This is a genomic window from Vibrio sp. 10N.247.311.47 (assembly GCF_041467535.1).
Classification (GTDB): Bacteria; Pseudomonadota; Gammaproteobacteria; order Enterobacterales; family Vibrionaceae; genus Vibrio; species Vibrio crassostreae_C.
In genome coordinates, this window is sequence record NZ_JBFSUR010000017.1 from 74,154 (window position 1) to 91,078 (window position 16,925).

15 protein-coding genes and 1 pseudogene are annotated in these 16,925 nt (G+C 44.0%); 5 read left to right on the forward strand and 11 right to left on the reverse strand.

Annotated features, from left to right (window positions below):
- The first annotated feature begins 74 nt into the window (after window positions 1–74).
- Window positions 75–2,621 (forward strand): hypothetical protein, encoded by a 2,547-nt coding sequence (locus AB6E51_RS12920; RefSeq protein ID WP_372139946.1) that lies wholly within the window; start codon window positions 75–77, stop codon window positions 2,619–2,621.
- 701 nt (window positions 2,622–3,322) lie between these two features.
- Here AB6E51_RS12920 and AB6E51_RS12925 read toward each other — a convergent pair.
- Together AB6E51_RS12925 and AB6E51_RS12930 are read right to left on the reverse strand one after the other, a co-directional pair.
- Window positions 3,323–3,904, reverse strand: coding sequence for a DUF2913 family protein (locus tag AB6E51_RS12925; RefSeq protein WP_140367512.1), 582 nt, complete (start codon window positions 3,902–3,904; stop codon window positions 3,323–3,325).
- 997 nt (window positions 3,905–4,901) lie between these two features.
- Window positions 4,902–5,069 carry a hypothetical protein gene (locus AB6E51_RS12930; RefSeq protein WP_180912791.1) on the reverse strand — a complete coding sequence of 56 codons (168 nt, stop codon included), beginning with the start codon at window positions 5,067–5,069 and terminating at the stop codon, window positions 4,902–4,904.
- Window positions 5,070–5,368: 299 nt separating this feature from the next.
- Between AB6E51_RS12930 and AB6E51_RS12935 the strand changes: the two genes are divergently transcribed.
- The gene (locus AB6E51_RS12935) at window positions 5,369–5,773 is read left to right on the forward strand and encodes an antitoxin Xre/MbcA/ParS toxin-binding domain-containing protein (protein WP_275665304.1); all 405 of its coding nucleotides are present in this window, start codon (window positions 5,369–5,371) and stop codon (window positions 5,771–5,773) included.
- A 183-nt stretch (window positions 5,774–5,956) separates the two neighbouring features.
- Here the strand turns inward: AB6E51_RS12935 and AB6E51_RS12940 are convergent, their stop codons facing one another.
- Window positions 5,957–6,331, reverse strand: coding sequence for an MbcA/ParS/Xre antitoxin family protein (locus AB6E51_RS12940; RefSeq protein ID WP_372139948.1), 375 nt, complete (start codon window positions 6,329–6,331; stop codon window positions 5,957–5,959).
- A 520-nt stretch (window positions 6,332–6,851) separates the two neighbouring features.
- Between AB6E51_RS12940 and AB6E51_RS12945 the strand changes: the two are divergent.
- Window positions 6,852–7,772: pseudogene (locus AB6E51_RS12945) on the forward strand (YifB family Mg chelatase-like AAA ATPase); the annotation flags it as partial.
- 62 nt (window positions 7,773–7,834) lie between these two features.
- Here the strand turns inward: AB6E51_RS12945 and AB6E51_RS12950 are convergent.
- The 6 genes from AB6E51_RS12950 to AB6E51_RS12975 all read right to left on the reverse strand — a co-directional run bounded on the left by AB6E51_RS12950 (window position 7,835) and on the right by AB6E51_RS12975 (window position 12,954).
- On the reverse strand, window positions 7,835–8,791 hold the full coding sequence (locus tag AB6E51_RS12950) for a DUF2860 domain-containing protein (RefSeq protein ID WP_017066751.1): 957 nt from the start codon (window positions 8,789–8,791) through the stop codon (window positions 7,835–7,837).
- A gap of 140 nt (window positions 8,792–8,931) precedes the next feature.
- Entirely contained in the window at window positions 8,932–9,531 is a 600-nt protein-coding gene (locus AB6E51_RS12955; protein WP_017063015.1) for a thiol:disulfide interchange protein DsbA/DsbL, read from the reverse strand.
- Window positions 9,532–9,586: 55 nt separating this feature from the next.
- Window positions 9,587–10,573 carry a serine/threonine protein kinase gene (locus tag AB6E51_RS12960; protein WP_017058781.1) on the reverse strand — a complete coding sequence of 329 codons (987 nt, stop codon included), beginning with the start codon at window positions 10,571–10,573 and terminating at the stop codon, window positions 9,587–9,589.
- A gap of 73 nt (window positions 10,574–10,646) precedes the next feature.
- Window positions 10,647–12,065, reverse strand: a complete 1,419-nt coding sequence (gene ccoG / locus AB6E51_RS12965) for a cytochrome c oxidase accessory protein CcoG (protein ID WP_065584151.1) — start codon at window positions 12,063–12,065, stop codon at window positions 10,647–10,649.
- A gap of 326 nt (window positions 12,066–12,391) precedes the next feature.
- The gene (locus tag AB6E51_RS12970) at window positions 12,392–12,655 is read right to left on the reverse strand and encodes a YihD family protein (RefSeq protein ID WP_009848104.1); all 264 of its coding nucleotides are present in this window, start codon (window positions 12,653–12,655) and stop codon (window positions 12,392–12,394) included.
- Window positions 12,656–12,786: 131 nt separating this feature from the next.
- Window positions 12,787–12,954 (reverse strand): hypothetical protein, encoded by a 168-nt coding sequence (locus tag AB6E51_RS12975; protein ID WP_004739323.1) that lies wholly within the window; start codon window positions 12,952–12,954, stop codon window positions 12,787–12,789.
- Between the two features lie 283 nt (window positions 12,955–13,237).
- Here AB6E51_RS12975 and AB6E51_RS12980 point away from each other — a divergent pair, with 283 nt between their 5' ends.
- A complete protein-coding gene (locus AB6E51_RS12980) occupies window positions 13,238–14,029 on the forward strand; it encodes a sporulation protein (RefSeq protein WP_372058955.1) in 792 nt (263 codons plus the stop codon).
- A 156-nt stretch (window positions 14,030–14,185) separates the two neighbouring features.
- Window positions 14,186–14,839 carry a hemolysin III family protein gene (locus AB6E51_RS12985; protein ID WP_017063010.1) on the forward strand — a complete coding sequence of 218 codons (654 nt, stop codon included), beginning with the start codon at window positions 14,186–14,188 and terminating at the stop codon, window positions 14,837–14,839.
- On the opposite strand, the gene AB6E51_RS12990 is transcribed toward AB6E51_RS12985, so the two are convergent.
- Together AB6E51_RS12990 and AB6E51_RS12995 are read right to left on the reverse strand one after the other, a co-directional pair.
- On the reverse strand, window positions 14,836–15,411 hold the full coding sequence (locus tag AB6E51_RS12990) for a DUF3157 family protein (RefSeq protein ID WP_372058954.1): 576 nt from the start codon (window positions 15,409–15,411) through the stop codon (window positions 14,836–14,838). The two genes, AB6E51_RS12985 and AB6E51_RS12990, sit on opposite strands and share 4 nt — an antisense overlap.
- Before the next feature lie 26 nt (window positions 15,412–15,437).
- Window positions 15,438–16,883, reverse strand: coding sequence for a TrkH family potassium uptake protein (locus AB6E51_RS12995; protein WP_017077319.1), 1,446 nt, complete (start codon window positions 16,881–16,883; stop codon window positions 15,438–15,440).
- Window positions 16,884–16,925 lie beyond the last annotated feature (42 nt).

Sequence of the window (16,925 nt, forward strand, 5' to 3'; positions counted from 1 at the left end):
TTAAAATGAAATCGTGAAATATTTAATCAGGTCAAGGTAATATGAGCTATCGAGTTGTACGGATCACAGAGTTAATGGCTTATGAGTTTGGACAAGTTGAAGGTGGCTTTAATGAACTCAATGAACGCGAGTTGAAGACGGCAATTCCGTCTGGGATGGGGTTTAAAGCTTTCATGGATCAGTTAAGGCAAGGACACCTTGTTTTACTGACGGACTCACCCTCAACACCGATGTTGCTCTCTGAATCAGGAACGATGGGGGGAGGCAAAACGTGGTCTTTGAACTCTCAAGCTACCGATAACGTTGAGCCTGCTGCACAAAGTGCATTGCTAGCGAGAACTCGAATGAGTGGAAGTAGCGCTGGTTACAGTCGAAATCAGAGCCTACATCCTCCGCTACCGATGCCAACGTATGTTCCAGAGCCTCCGAGACCAGATTACTCAGATGAACCACCGAAGCTAAAGTATGAATACAGCTTTGAAATTACGTGCTCTCAAGATTCAGCACGCAGGGCTAGCAATTGCCACTTTATTTTAGCCAAAACAAAGAATGAAGTGGAGCTAGGTCGCTGGGTTGAAACAAAAACTGAACATGGCACCCGCTACACTATACAGACGGCATTTGATGAGCCTAAACGGCTTGTCGCCCAGGTTGCTTCTCGTCCTATGGGGATTTCTCCTACACATCCCGTCAAAGTCAGAAATATCGGCGCACAAGTTGCCAATGAAGGCTTTATTCCCGTGACACCTACCGTGCAATTGGGCGAACGATTAGGGTTCCCTACCGAAGGCTTTTATTATCACTTCCACGACAGTCAGTTGGTACAAGAGTACCGTTTACTTGGTGATGGACGTTGGAGTTTTTATGCCACCCTAAGTAGGCATCAGCGTCTTGACCCTGAGCGGGGGTACAACACGGATCAATCTGTCATTCTAGTCTTTTGGAAGCTAGGAGGCAAAGTTGTTGAAAATCAGTATCTCGTTTACCTAGAAAAACAAATTACTCGCGATGAGCTGGATAATTTGACCGAAGAGTGGTTGAACGAGCATGGGGTAAAATTAGATATTCCTCAGCTACTTGAAGCGACCAAACACCCCATAATTAAACGAACTGAAGTAACGAAACCAGCCGAACAAAAGCAACCTGAGCCAGTTAATCATATTGTTCAAACCGATCCCGAAACAGGAGCGCGAGAAACGTGGATGAAGATTGCCAAGCAGCACGGTCTCGCTCCAAAAGCTTTATTGGATCTCAATCCGCAGTATGACGCAGATCCGATGTCTTTATCGGTAGGTGATTCTCTGAATGTACAGAAGTCGCAACCTCAATGCATTGAAAAAGAATCCGTTTATGAGATACCGCCAGAGAGTCCTAAGCGATTTAACCAACCGTTGAATACATTTTATGGATATACAGGCCACTGTTTAGCTGATACTTCAATAGTCTCAATCAATAGCGAAAGGTTGGTCGAAAAAGACATCCCTGTGGTAAATATCAAAACAGTCTCTGACGTTGCAACAGAATTTGAACTTGGTTTTACCCAAGTAGGACAAACACAGCCGCTTGAAAACTATTGGCAAAGCCTTTTCTCTTCAGAAACAAGTGAAGACATCAAAAAGCTTTTGAAGAAATATAACACGCATTTGAATAACCCAGTGCGGCAGGGAGAGATAGTAGTAGTACCAACTAAAGAACCAACCACTGAAGCACATAGAAGTAAGCTTGATTCTCTTATTGAGGAAGCAAAAGCAGCCAGTGCCGAGTTAGCGAAACTAACTGAAGAACAAGTTGCTACCGTTAATCGACACTTTGAGTTATTAGACTATTATGCTAGCGAAGCAATCAAAAAAATTGAGGAGGACGGTCTTCCAACTGACCTATATGCCGATGCATCAATAGGAGTTGGTGTTGTAGCAGCATTTGTTGAACAACATTTAAAAAACATCAATGGTGTGCTTCTTGAAATAAACCATCTTTACGTATCACAGGTGGCAATGGCGAGTCGCGTTGGTGGTGTCAACTATGGTTCTTTTATCGCAGAGCGAGCTTCGCTCTTTAAAAAGTTAGATGGTAGCTTTGCCGCGTTATCAAAGCGTAGCGTTCAAATACCTGTTTATACTCAGATTAAACGCAACCTCAAACTATCTACTCGCTCAATCATTCATAATGCCGATGAGATTATCGCAAAAGGTATCGTGCCTAATTTAGGTAAGCGTATGGCAAATGTGGCGATTGGTATCGCTACATCTCGTGGAGTTGGCTACGTTGGGCTAGTGCTTGGCGCAGCAAGTGGCGCCAAGAATATCTATGATGCATGCTCTGTCGATGGCTCTGGTGAATGTGGCAGAATAACTACTCGTGAAGTGGCTGGATTTATTGGCGGAATTTACGGTGGAGGCGTCATGGGTAATGCAGCAGTTGGTGGAACACTATTAGCACTAGGGGTTGTTGGTGTAACTTCTGCTCCGATCTTAGCTATTGCTTCAGTAGGGGCTTTTGTTGCAGGTGGTGCTGTAGGTGGTATCGCAGGTTCTACTATAGGAAAGAATGTCGGTGATGTTATTTATATTGCTTATCAGTGGGGGCAAGAGCAGCTTGAAGTCATTCAGGAAAGTTTTTGATGATTACTCTTAAATTAGTTTTAGCCTTATTCTCGATTATCATATTTTGGTACTTTGTCATCTGGTGCGTACTAGGTGCTATATCTGGAGCAGTATTGAGCTTAGGAGATCCTCAACGCATTGTCTTTATTGATAAACAGTTAGCAAAAGATGTCGATAAACTTCACTCTGATTATCAGTGTATGATGTCTTATAATATCTTGACAAGATTCATGGGGTATTGCTTTAAGTACCCTTTTATACGTTATAGGGTGAAAGTTTACTCTTGGAAATTCAATGTGTTTATGTGGTTGAATTGTATTGGATTTTGGTTGTTTTTTATAACGTTATGTATAGCGCTTCTAGCGAAGTTATTTGTACCGATAGTCCTAGGTTAATGAAACAAAAGAGTTATGTAATCAAGTTAAGATAGTTGGTTCATCGTTTTATTGGAAATTTGTGACCATCTCTTCTTTGATTTCCACTATTTCATGAAGTGATCTTTGTTCATTTGAATGCTTAACAAAGTAAGCATTCATGGCTCTGTTACAATTATAGTCGAGCCAGGCATTATTATGAACCTGTGGTTGACTGAATGTGGTCATTTGATTGGAGGTTCGCAATACCTGAAATTCCCGAGAGATGCTAATTTAGCAGACTCACTGATGCGCTTATGTCCATTTTTGTTAAATAGCGGTTTAAATGCTCACTAACCAGGTTTATTAAGCAGGATGCACTAAGATGTGGGCTTGATGTATCTCTGCGTTCCACTCTTTCATTTCAGCAAGGAATAGGCCGTGAGTATTAATAGAATTGATGAGCTCTGGTGCACGCTCTAGTTGGATAAGCATCGATAGTGGGGTTACTTGGTTGTGTTCTTTATCAAAACCGTGTTCGACTTGCTCCTCTAACATGTAAAGAACCCCTGGTTCCGCTTCGCTACCTTCCTCAAACAGTCGCGACTCAATACCCTCTTCGTCATAAAGGTGTACGAGTAGGTTATAAAGCTTTTCAGCGCCGACGAGTTTGGCTTTATTCGACTGTGAGTTTAGCTGGTGCAGTTTTATTTCTAGGTTTCCACCTTTTTTTCTTGCTACGCTGAGCATCAGCTTTATGTCTTTTTTTATATTCGATAACGACTTATCGTTGAGCTTTGGCTTAAGGTATTTGATAAGGATGTCATTGCGCGTTGTGACTGGTACAAAACGGGTGGATGCTGATACCTGACACAACAAATGAAGCAGGGCGTGGGTAATGACGTTGTGAAGGTTGTGGTAGTAGTCAAAGTCTCTTTTGATTTGCATGGGCAAGATAACGTTGTGGTTCGATATTTCAAAATATGGGGGCTCGTAGTGCTTTATCAACCACAATCTTGAATCGTGAAGTGGTTTCCCATACTTTTAGTTATTCATGATTTCCTAATGTTTAATTTCCCGAAACTGATATGCCTAAAAGTCAGTTTCAACTTTGTTGTCACACTTTCTTTGGATAGCCACGATAGAAATACACTTCGGAAGTAGAAAAGTTTCAAACTATTTATAACTATTATCCTCCAACAAAAAAGAAAAAGCCAAGGGCTTCCAACGATATTACTCATCTCTCCCGAACACGATGCAGCAGAGGATGAAGGGTAAGTCAAACTATGCTTTAGAGAATTGAACGCTCGAAACTAATAATAAAGAGGTAGTAGTTTGTTGAGCGAAGCCGTATTAAATAACAGTGAACTTGCGATATTTAGTCTATAACTTTAGACTAGACGTGAGAGCCTCGGGTATTTCTGCTTTTTCATTGAGCTGCTATTTACTGTCTGGCCAGAAGTAATAGTATCAATTTGAATCTGGCGTAGTTGCAAAGCAGCCCACCGAGGACATACGATAGCCCTGTTTTTCCGCTCATAGAGTATTAACTACAGGTAGATACGATAAGAGCCGCTAACAGTGGCTCTTATCGTATCTAAGCACCAGAAAAGCTAAGATATCTCTCTTCAGATTCGTCACGTTTATATGTGGTGCGTAACACATTTCAGAGCAAATGTGTGTTTGTCGTGAACTTTTCTGGCACACCTCTGGATATCTATCAGCAATCGCAAGAAATGGGTGTCTATATAGTGAAATATGACATCTAACCACTAGTATTACCTGTCTTTGAATTCACAAAAGTTTGAGTTTGCAGGTAGGAGTAGTAACAGTGAATTTAACCTCATTTACGGTTGGAGCGTAACTCCCCAGGAAATTGAGATGAATGACGGTAAGATTAACCGAAAATTTAATAAAATTTACGGTTGCATCAGGTGATTTTTTGTTAACGTTGGTATTTTTTCTTCAGCTTTTCTAGCTCTTCTGGATTGTTTTGCTCTAGCTCTTTCTCATATTCATCCATGTGTTTCGAGAGCCAAATGTGGACTTTTTGCGCATAAAGAGCAAAAACACCAATAGCTAAACTCAATGCGATTACTATACTTAAAAACAATATCCTAATCCTCTCATGATTTATGTAGGCGCGCTAGTGAGTAATAGCGAGCAACCCTATCAATTCATCAGTTGTAGCTGTCTTCCATGAATCATTTCTCGTTTATTGTATATACAACAATACGATACTTGGATTAGTTATGGTGTAGCAAAATCAGCTTACCACTGAATAGAACGAGCTTGTAACTCGCAAACGTCGAGACATTTCCGTGTTAAAGTTATCAAATTACACCATTTGTCGCCTATTGTGTAAGTGTAGTTATATTCGGAGGTACTTTAATGTTCAGTGCTGCTTATGAGATGCTTGGAGGTGATAAGCGCAAAGCTCACAGTGTAAGCGATAGTCTAAAAATTATTCGTCAAGGTCTTCCTGTCGGGACGTTGGATAGAGGAATGTTAATTATTGGTCTGACTAAGACAGAGTACGCGAAACTCATTGGCGTTAATCTGCGTACTCTCCGGCGAAAAGTGAAAGAACCGAACGCAACGCTAAGTCCAACGGCCAGTGAACATGCGCTTATGCTTACCGATATGGTCAAAGAAGCAGATGTGTATTTTGGTAATCGTGATGCGACATTACGCTGGTTAAATAAACCTAGTTTGGTGTTTGGCAAAGAAACACCACTTTCATTCTGTGATACAATAACTGGCATCATTCTGGTGATAGAAGAGATCAATAAGTTGAAATACGGATATACGGTTTAAATGGAAACCTACCTATTGTCACACAACAACTTTATTGACATGGTTGGGAAAGTCAGTCTGTTTGGTTTTGCGATTTGGACCTTAGACACGCTATGATTGGTTCTTATGCAGCGTATCTCTGCGTTGCATTTTAGGGCGCTATAGCTCGACATATTAACCTGAGTTCTTTGAGATAAAATTATCTCAAGAAATATCGCCATATTTGATACGATTTAATGCCTCTAAAACGCGTTTTAAGTCACCTTCAAGCACTACTTCAAGCGGAGTTAAACCAGACAGCGCTGGAATTGCAGAAGTTAACCATTCTGTTTTCAAGTCAGAGTCGTCAAACACACCCTCCATTTGAACTTTTAAGGTAGGATATTGTGAAAGAATATACTCTATAGACTTTGACTGGATATCCCCCTCAAATTTGACTTTACGTAAAGTCCATGAACCGTCTTTATTTTCCAGCCATTCGATTTGATCGCCTTCATTCCATTGCAATTGTTTTTGCAGTATTTCTGGAATGGTGAAGAAAGCTTCACCATCACTAGTCTTCTCAATTTTTACTTTCATTGCTGCTTAAAACCTATTCTATTCACATAGTGGGGTTATGACACGTTTATGTTAGTACTAGAACCCCTATCAATTCATCAGTTGTAGCTGCCTTCTTTGAACCATTTATAGTATATACGACAATACGATGCTTGAATTGGCTTTGGTGTAGCAAAAGCAGCTTGCCACTAATTGGAAAGTGATAAGCTCCCAGCATACTAAATTCTCACCAAACTGATAAGAAAAGGTAGGCCAAACCAAATATTTATCAGTAAAGTATGACGGCTAAGTGAGATAGCTTAGAGATAGGCACAACCAATATAGAGCAACCTGTCTAGATTGTGTGCTCCATATAATGTTTGATATTCAATGGGTTTTTCTGATGTGATCGCTCAAATCCCTCCGTTTAGGTAACGATTTTCCATAAAACCTCAAATCAGTACATATAAAGTATGCATAAGTAACACTTTTTTGTGTTATCTCTTTGTAAGCCTTGTCTGGCAGTATTTATAATACTTTTAGTAAAAAACTAGGTGACGCTAGGCGTGTAGAGATAGCCGCTGCTGGGAATCATAACTTATTGTTTCTTGGCCCACCCGGAACCGGAAAAACTATGCTCGCTTCTCGACTGCGTGACCTATTACCTGAAATGAGTGATGACGAAGCGATGGAAACCGCGTCGGTGGCCTCGTTAACGCAACAAGAAATCAATCAATACAACTGGAAGCAACGACCTTTTCGCTCTCCTCACCATTCCAGTTCAATGGCGGCATTAGTGGGTGGTGGTTCGGTGCCTCGCCCCGGAGAGATCTCTTTAGCGCATAACGGCTTATTGTTCTTAGATGAGATGCCGGAGTTTGAGCGCAAGGTGCTTGATTCATTACGAGAGCCACTAGAGTCGGGCGAGATCATTATCTCCCGTGCTGCGGGCAAGACTCGTTTTCCTGCGCGTTTTCAATTGGTCGGTGCACTTAACCCAAGTCCAACGGGTTATTACGAAGGTAACCAGGCGCGCGCCAACCCACAGATCATCCTGCGTTACCTCAATCGCTTATCTGGGCCCTTGCTGGATAGGTTCGATATGTCATTGGAGATACCTCTGTTGCCAAAAGGAATGTTGGCCGAAGGCGGTGATCGCGGTGAAACCACTCAAGTAGTTAAGCAAAGGGTTAGGCAGGCGCGAGAGTTAATGCTATCTCGCAACCATAAATCGAATGCACTGTTAGGTAGCCGAGAAATTGAGAAGTATTGCCCACTGCGACGCGAAGATGCAGAGTTTCTTGAGACAGCACTACATCGCTTGGGTTTATCGATTCGTGCTTATCATCGAATTATTAAGGTGGCACGAACCATTGCCGACCTTGACGGTAACGAGCAGATCGAAAAGAAACATCTATCAGAAGCGCTAGGCTATCGCGCGATGGATCGCTTGCTGAAACAACTCACGGCTCAAGCTGTCTAGCAAGCAGAAAAAGCCTGCTTAGATGCAGGCTTTCGTTGGATTGCAGTTCATACTCGCTAAGGTTAGAACTTGTAGTTCAAGCCAACTGAAACTATATATTGAGACTCGTCGTAGAAGGTAATGTTCGAGTCGCTGGTGCCGTAGCCTGCCAGTGAAATAAACGACCAGTTTTCCCAATCCATGAATTGATCATACTCATAGGCGGCGAATAGGTTGATATTGTCGTCGCTGCGTTTCTTGTCGTAGATCGGGTTGCTCGCATCGTAAGAGCGTTGGTTGTAACCCGCTGTTAGTGCGTACTTGTGACGCCCCATGCCACCAAACAAGCTTACCTCACCACCGAATTGGTCGTAAGATTCAGCTTTACCATCAGCATCACGTGTTTGATAGATGACGGATGGAATAAGCATCATGGTACGACTGAGTGGCAGGCGATATTGACCTTTCAAGTAGAGAGTATTGGCATCTCGTTTGAGCTCTTGATCTTGAATATCATCCTTGTCGACATCTTTGGTCGCATAGGCCATGTCTAGCGAGAAAGCTGAGCCCGCAATGTTGCTTAGCTTCAAACGAAACGCATTGCCAGTTTCATCGGTCTTGGTGCGAGCTGATGTGGTGTTGTATGGATCAGCCCAAGTTTCACCAGACATAATGGTTGGCAGCAGTGAAGCGTCGATCACCATGCCTGACTCAAGTTGGTATTTGTAACCGACTTCGAGAACTACAGTACCTGTTGCTACATCATCTCGCGCGGTACCTGTGTATACCTGATGGTTTAGCTTTTCACCAAAGGTATAAGCAACACTACCTAAAGGAGCAACCAGAAAAGAGCTTTCCGAAGAAGCCTTCTGATCTGTGGATGAAAGATTGCTATCAGCATCGGTATTAAAGTTCGAGGTGGAAGAGGTAACCCCGGTATTGAGAGAGATTTCACCACTGAAACCTTGTTGGTCTGCAAGCTTGGCAAAAGCGGGAGAAGCCGCAACGCTCAATGCCAAGAGAGTTATTTTTATTTTCATTCAAGGGCTCCTTGCCCACCGGTTCTTAGGACGGGTTATTAATAGCAGTAAAGCTTTAAACTTCCAGGTTAATTATTTATCAATAATGATTTTTGAACTAGCAAAAAAAAAGGAAGCCGAAGCTTCCTTTCATCAATGGCTTACTTCTTTAATAAGAAGTTCACGAGCTCGAAGTACTCATCAAGAGAGTTGATACCTTGAGCTTCTACTAGGTAGCGGTTGTTAACCACAACAGCGGGTACACCTGAAAGGCCGCTGTCTTTGAATGCTTTGTCGAAGCGACGAACCATAGAATCTACAGCAAAGCCGTTATACGCAGCATCGAATTTCTTCGCATCAACGCCTTCGTCTAGGAAGATTTGACGCAGTTCTTCTTCATCACGTGGTGGCTTGTTCATTGTGTGGATGCGGTTAAACATCACTGGCACCATTTTATCTTCAACTTTCAGTGCAATCATTGTCGCGTAAGCTTTGCTCATTGGCAGACCCATGTTGCCACCCATGAATGAAACATGGTTCTTCTGTAGCTTAGCGTCTTTAGGTAGCTGTTGTTTTAGCTGCTGGATGATTGGCTCAAAGCTATTACAGTGTGGGCAGTAAAAAGAGAAGAACTCTGTCACCATTGGTTTTTTTGATGCTTCTAGGTCGAGAACTTTGTAGTGTTCACCTTCGTTAAATTTCGCAGCGTGAGCGGTAAGGCTCAACATGATCAATGAGAAAAATGCGAATAGCTTTTTCATTTATCCAATCTCCATTATGTTTGAATTTTTATCTAGTTGTATGTTGCGATTGCTGTTACCACTGAGGCATTAACGAAAGTGGTGGCTCTTGCAGGGTAGCAATTTGCTCTTTACAAGCAAGTACTTGTTGCTCCCAATATTTCGGATCATTAAACCACGGGAAGGCCAGAGGAAACGCAGGATCGTGCCATCGTTTCGCCAACCATGCCATGTAATGCACCATACGTAGACCGCGTAGTGGTTCGATTAGTTTCAGTTGTGCGGTATTAAAATCGCAAAACTCTTGGTAACTCTCTAGCAAAATATCCAGTTGCATCAGCTTATCTTGGCGCTCGCCATTGAGCAGCATCCACAGATCTTGTATCGCAGGGCCGTTACGTGCGTCATCAAGATCGACGAACATTGGCCCATCGCGCCACAAAATATTGCCAGGGTGGCAGTCACCGTGCAGGCGGATATTCTCAATGTTGCTCGGCCACTGGCTCTCTAGCTCTTTGATCAGAAGGTCAACGTCATTGAAGAAGGCATTTTCTAGGTGCGTCGGGATAAACTGAGAGTTCTCTAGAATCTTACGTGGCTGATAAAGGTATTCATCTAAGCTGATGGTCGGGCGATGCTGGAATGTTCTTCCCGCGCTGGCTTTATGAATACGACCAAGAAAGCGTCCTACGCCTTCCAATTGATCTAGATTGTCAACTTCATACTGTCTGCCGCCAACACTTTCAAATAGTGCAAATAGGTAGCCTTGGTATTCATGTAAGGTTGCACCGTTGATTCGCATTGGAGGCGCAACCGGCATCTCTTGTTCGATAAGCTCGAGTGCGAAGTCATGCTCTTCTTGGATCTGTGCCTTGTTCCAGCGTTGTGGACGGTAAAACTTAACGACGTAGCGCTTACGGTCTTCATCGGTGAACTGATAGACACGGTTTTCGTAACTGTTGAGAGCGAGAAGCCCGGATTCAGCGCGAACTCCGATGCTCTCCAGTGCGTACCACATGAAGTCAGGAGTCAGGTTATCAAAGTTAAAGGCTTGCATCGTCATAGAATAAAAAAGGCTCATTACTGAGCCTTTTTCCATTTATTGGGTTGTTATACCAAGCACTACGGTGCGGGTATCAGAGCTTCTTGATAAAGCGGCTTTCGACTTCCATCGTAAACTCTTCATTATCCGAGAGTATAAACTGAATTGTCGAAACTGGTGAGCTCAGTTTTTCTGGGTCGGCGCCCAAACTGATAGGTAGGTTCAAAACCTCGCCTGGATCGACAGTAATCGTCTGTTTACCATACCAGATAGAATCGGGCAGTCCGCTAACATCGAGTTTGTACTCTTGCTCTTGTTGAGTCTTGTTGATCACTTTCAAGGTGTAGGTGTTTTCAACCAACCCTTGGTTATTGACTCTAAACAGTTGGTTTCGGTCACGCAGAACACTTAGGCCGGCAGGATCAACGCTCGCGATTTGGGCGAAGAACAAGCCCAGCATCACGATCAAGATAGCGCCATAGCCCAACAGCTTGGGACGCATTACCTTGGTCGAGTGACCTTCAAGTCTGTGCTCGGTGGTGTAATTGATCAGGCCTTTCTCATAGCCCATACGCTCCATCGTGTTGTCACAGGCATCAATACACGCGCCGCAGTTAATACACTCGTATTGCAGGCCGTCACGGATATCGATACCCGTAGGGCACACTTGTACACACAGATTACAGTCAATACAGTCGCCTAGACCAAGCTCTTTTGGATCGGCTTTACGAGAGCGAGGGCCACGGCTTTCACCACGTTCTGTGTTGTAACCCACGATGAAGGTGTCTTTATCGAACATTGCCGACTGGAAACGCGCGTAAGGACACATGTGCAGACAAACAATTGAACGCATCCAACCCGCATTGGCATAAGTACATCCAGCAAAGAACAGTACCCAAAACACCGGCCAGAAAGACGAGTTAAAGGTAAAGAAGCCAACCACTAACTCTTTGATTGGGATGAAGTAACCAACAAAGGTTAAGCCCGTCGCAATGGCAATCGCCCACCACGCAATGTGTTTGAGGGTTTTTCTGAGGATTAAATTGCTCGTCAGTTTGCCCGAGTCTTGTTTTCTTCGCTTATTGGCAGCGCCTTCTAGCTTCTCTTCGAACCAGATATACATGAAGGTCCAGACGGTTTGCGGGCATAAATAGCCACACCAGACGCGGCCTAAGAAGGTGGTTATGAAAAACAGGCCAAACGCGGCAATCATAAATAGGATCGCGAGTAGGGTCAGATCTTGCGGGTATAAGGTGGTGCCAAAGAAGTTGAACTGTTGGCTGCCGATATCGAGCAAGATCGCTTGACGTTCACCAAAGGGAATCCATGGGATAAGCGCAAAAAGTAAAAGTAAGAACCAACCGCCATAGCGACGCAGTTGTTGGAATTTACCTTTGCTTTCTCGAACATAGATTCGGTTACTTGGGTTAAATCGATCTCCATTACCTTTATGTGTTTTCGGGTTAAAGGTTTTAGGAGTCACATCTTTGATATCGATTTTATCCTGACTCATGGACTATCCTTTTTGTGGCTTGTTTGCCCGGTTAAGTCGGGCATGACGACATTACTTGAAAGTATGGTTTAGAGAACCTGTTGAAATTGAGCTTGGTGCATTTGTTGTTATCGCACTCACTCTTATTATTTTAGAAGATTCTTATGGATGGCGATTATAACGACAATCTTGTTCTCATTTCTTTAACGCTATCAACCTTTAACAACAAAAGTCATAACAGTTGTGACGAAAAAATAGCGAACAGAAACAAAAAAGCGACCTGGTGGTCGCTTTTTAAAATTGAGTGTTTTATCTATACGGCAATTGAGCTCTAAACAAACGGGCGACTAAAGAAGGCCACGTGCTTTTAGAATTGCGGTTTTGAAATCATCTTCTTGGTCTTTTTTCAGGCCCGGGATCATTTCATCTTTTTCGCTGTTGCGCATTTTTAGGTGGTAGATAAGAACATCGTCAGTCAGTTCTTCAAGCTTGCCTTGGTAGCCCGCTTCTTTTGATAGCTTAATGATGAACTCTAATAGGTTAAGCTCTTGATCTTTCTGCCACTCAGGCTCCATCAGTTCAAGCAGTTCTTCAATGCGGTGACACTTCATACTTTATTTCTCCACAAATTTTATAATGATTTGTGGCTAAGGTATCAAATCGGGTAGGGAATACCAATGTGTAAACACATTTCAAGATGGGAGCGGGCAAGAAAAAAGCGCAGTAAAAACTGCGCTTTTTGTTAAGCGGCTTTAATCACTTTTGTTGTAGTCGGTGCTAATAAAGCAGTCTTCTCAACTAGAGTCATTGTCGGAGCCAATTTCTTAGCCGTTGGAGCAGCAACAAAGCCACTACGACGACGCATCGCACTACGGTTGGTGTGCGAGAACCTGACAGCTGTTGGGCGCATTAATTTACCTAACGGTCAGGCATATCCATTGCCAATCTAATGGCCTGATTTACCATGAGCTCCACCTCAATTGCTTGAAGCGTCACTCGTCTGGCTTTCGCCAATCCGAAGAATAAATCAGGATAATGATATGCATGCATATCAAGGCTTAGATTATCACTATCTAAGTTATCGATCGACGCCTGAGTGATAAATAGACGATATTAGAGCTAAAATAGTGTGAGCAGTATATTTGAGTTTGAACCTCTTTCAGGCTTAAGATGATGCTTTAAAGGAGGTGCATATGTCGTTCTTAAAGAAAACGTTAGCAAGTTTTGGAATTGGATCTGCCAAGGTGGATTCTGTATTGCAACAGGAAGTGCTTTATCCAGGCAAGAAGGCGAGCATTATTGTGCATGTCTATGGTGGCGCTCAGCCACAAGAGATCGACAACATCGATCTCAACTTGTGCTGTCGTTACGTCAAAGAAGTTACCATGAACTCGCAAAGGCAAGAGGGCGGTCAAACACGTCGAATGCACCAGACATACTCGTTGGCCAAATGGAGCCTGCCGTATGCCTTTGTTATTCAGCCGGGTGAAACCCGTGATTTTGAATGTGAATTTGATGTCCCGCTGAACACTCCGGTCACGATTGGTGACTCAAAAGTATGGCTTGAAACCGGGCTTGATATTGCGATGGCGATTGATCCATCGGATAAAGACATCTTAACGGTTCGTCCTGATGCACTCCTCGATGGTATTTTTAATGAACTTGAAGCTCAAGGGCTGCGCATTCGCCAAGTGGAATGTGAGGCGGTAGAAGGCTTTGAATTGCCGTTTGTACAAGAGTTCGAATTTGTTCCGACGACTGGCCCTTATCATGGCCGTTGGCGTGAGTTGGAGGTGGTAGCACACCACGATGAAACAGAGCTTAAGTTGTGGTTTGAGATAGACCGCAATCGCGACGGTGCCAAAGGCATGTTGGCGAGCTTATTGGGAGTGGGTCAGCTACAGCGTCAATTGAGTGTGCCATTGGATACCTCACCGGAAGAAGCCGGCAAGATGGTGCTTGAGTACCTAGATAGCGCCTCTTAGTCAGCTTTTTGGTTCTTTAGCTTTAGAGACCTTAGCTTCATCACACCGTTTAGGCGTTATTAATGTCATAAAAGATGTCATAAAAATTTAAGCTTACACGTGTAAGCTTAATGTGCAATACTAGGCAAATCGAACATTTACTCTAGTAGGATAATCATGTCTGCATCATCGGCGAGCGAATACAGTGACATCGAAGAACGCGCCAATGCGATAACCCATGGCTTGGGTGTTGTGCTTGGCGTGGTTGGTTTAATCCTGCTGCTGATTCGTGCGTTTGACCATCAAGCCGACATACTGACTATTGCGAGTATGGCGGTATATGGCAGCAGTATTATCCTACTCTTTCTCGCTTCCACGCTTTATCACTCGATCACCACAGAAAAGACCAAGCGATTACTGAAAACTCTCGATCACTGTGCGATCTACTTATTGATCGCGGGCAGTTACACGCCATTTTTATTGGTGAGTTTAAGAACACCATTGGCGATGGGTTTGATGGCAGTGATTTGGGGTATCGCGCTAGTCGGAATCATTATGAAGATTGCCTTCGTCTACCGATTTAAGCGTTTGTCATTGGTGACTTACTTGGCGATGGGTTGGTTATCGCTGATTGTGGTTTATCAACTGGCGATGAATATCGAGATGGGTGGTTTGGTGCTACTAGCACTCGGTGGCGTGATTTACTCGTTGGGTGTGATTTTCTATGTGGCAAAACGCATCCCTTACAATCATGCCATCTGGCATTTGTTTGTGTTGGCGGGCTGCGCTTGCCATTTCTTCGCTATCTATCTGTACGTGACTCCGGTTTAACGAGTCAGCACCTCAGTAATCTCAGCTTTAATCTGATATTCAGGGTGTTGTTCTAGGTCGAGCTTGATGAGCTTGCCTTCTTCACCCGTCTTTGGTCGTAGGTATGTGTCGGCCATTCGTTTGATTGATTTCCACACAGCAACTTCTTCTTCTGCCAACAACTCACCTTCTGCAGTAAATACGCTGATGTTAAGTGATACCAAAATGACCGCTTGAGTGCCTTGGTTAGTGATGGCTGTCGGAATGATAAGCTCACCGTCTTCATAGCGACTTGCACCCAGTACAACATCCACTCCTGACTGAGACAGCTGTAAGCTTGGCTTTTTACTATTAACCACAATCGTAGTGCCACGCGTGTTCGTTGCGACAGGTACGGCTACGACAGGCACTGCTATCTCTGATGTTGTCGTTGCTGCTTCCGTTTGCTTTGGTGCCACGTATTGCCAAGTAAAATCATCTTTGAGTAACACTTGCTTGCCATCAGGCAAGGTGACCATTTGATCAGCAAAGGCAGAACTTACGAATACTGAGTTTGCGAGCAATGCGCTAGCGAGAAGTACGTATGATTTCATCTGTGTTTCCTTGATTTTGTGCTTGGTTAACGTCGCCAAAAGGCTGGGAAAAATAGAACAATGAGCGTCAATATCTCGAGTCGCCCCATCAGCATTCCTAAGCTTAGCAACCATTTAGCGGCGTCGGGCAGTGGAGCAAAGTTCCCGGTTGGACCGATAACGCTGCCCATACCAGGACCAACGTTGGCAACGGCTGTGATAGCGCCAGATATACTGGTCACGGGATCAAGCCCCATCGCGCTCAAGCCACCTGCAATTAAGATAATCGTAATAAAGAACATCAAACCAAATGCGACTAGTGAACGCACAATATCGTCATTCACCGGTCGCTGATTGTAGCGTTGAACAAACACGCCCGACGGGTGAATCAGTTTCATCATCTGCTTATGAAGCATGGTCATCGCGATCTGGAAGCGGAAGATCTTGATACCACCAGAGGTTGAACCTGAGCACGCGCCCGCCATCATTAAAAAGGCAAACAGCGTGGTAGGCAAAGCGCCCCACGCGGTGAAATCTTCTAAGCCAAAACCGGTTGTGGTTACGACTGACACAATATTGAACATCGAAACACGCATCGCATCCATGACCGTGTAGCCATCTCTAACCACCAACCATGTCGATATCACGGCACTGGTGACTAAGAATAGATAGGTGAAGCCTCTCACTTGCGCGTCTTTGTAGAGGATTGAGAGTTTTCTGCCACGCAGTGCGCTAACGAACAGTAGGAACGGCAGACCACCAAGGAACATGAACAGGGTTCCCACCCAGTGAGCACTGTTAGAGAAGTGGTTCATCGAGCCATCTGATGTTGAGTAACCACCCGTAGACAGTGTTGTGAAGGCATGATTGATCGCGTCAAAGATGCCCATGCCTGCAAAGAGATAGCTAATGATGCACAAGCCAGTCAGAACCAGATAAACCGCCACGATGTTCTTCGCGACCGTTTTTGCTCGTGGGCTGCTTTTATCTGACCAGTCGGATGATTCGGTTTGGAACAGGCGCATACCACCGACGTTGAGCATTGGCAGAACCGCTACCGCCATAACGATGAAGCCGATGCCACCTAACCATTGCAATATAGAACGCCACAACAGAATGCTTGGTGCCATGCTGTCTAAGCCGCTTAATACGGTTGAGCCTGTTGTGGTGATACCAGACATGGTTTCAAAATAGGCGTCAGTGAAGCTGATGTGGTTGATGAAGACAAACGGCAGTGCAGCAAAGGCACTGGCTATCGTCCATACCAGAGAGGTGATCAGGAACATGTCCCGCACCCCAAGTCGGAACTTAGCGGAGCGCCCTAAGCTCAAGCAGATGAACGCCACAATGTGCGTGATCACTACCGATTGACCAAACTCGAGGAAGCCACCGGTGCCTGTGAAAAAGGCAACCAATGTGGGGATGTACATGAAAAGGGCGAGTTTTGATAACACTAACCCTATCACTAATAATATCGGACGAAAGTTGACCATAGCTTAATAGACCATAGCTTTAATTGATTACAGCTTTGTGCC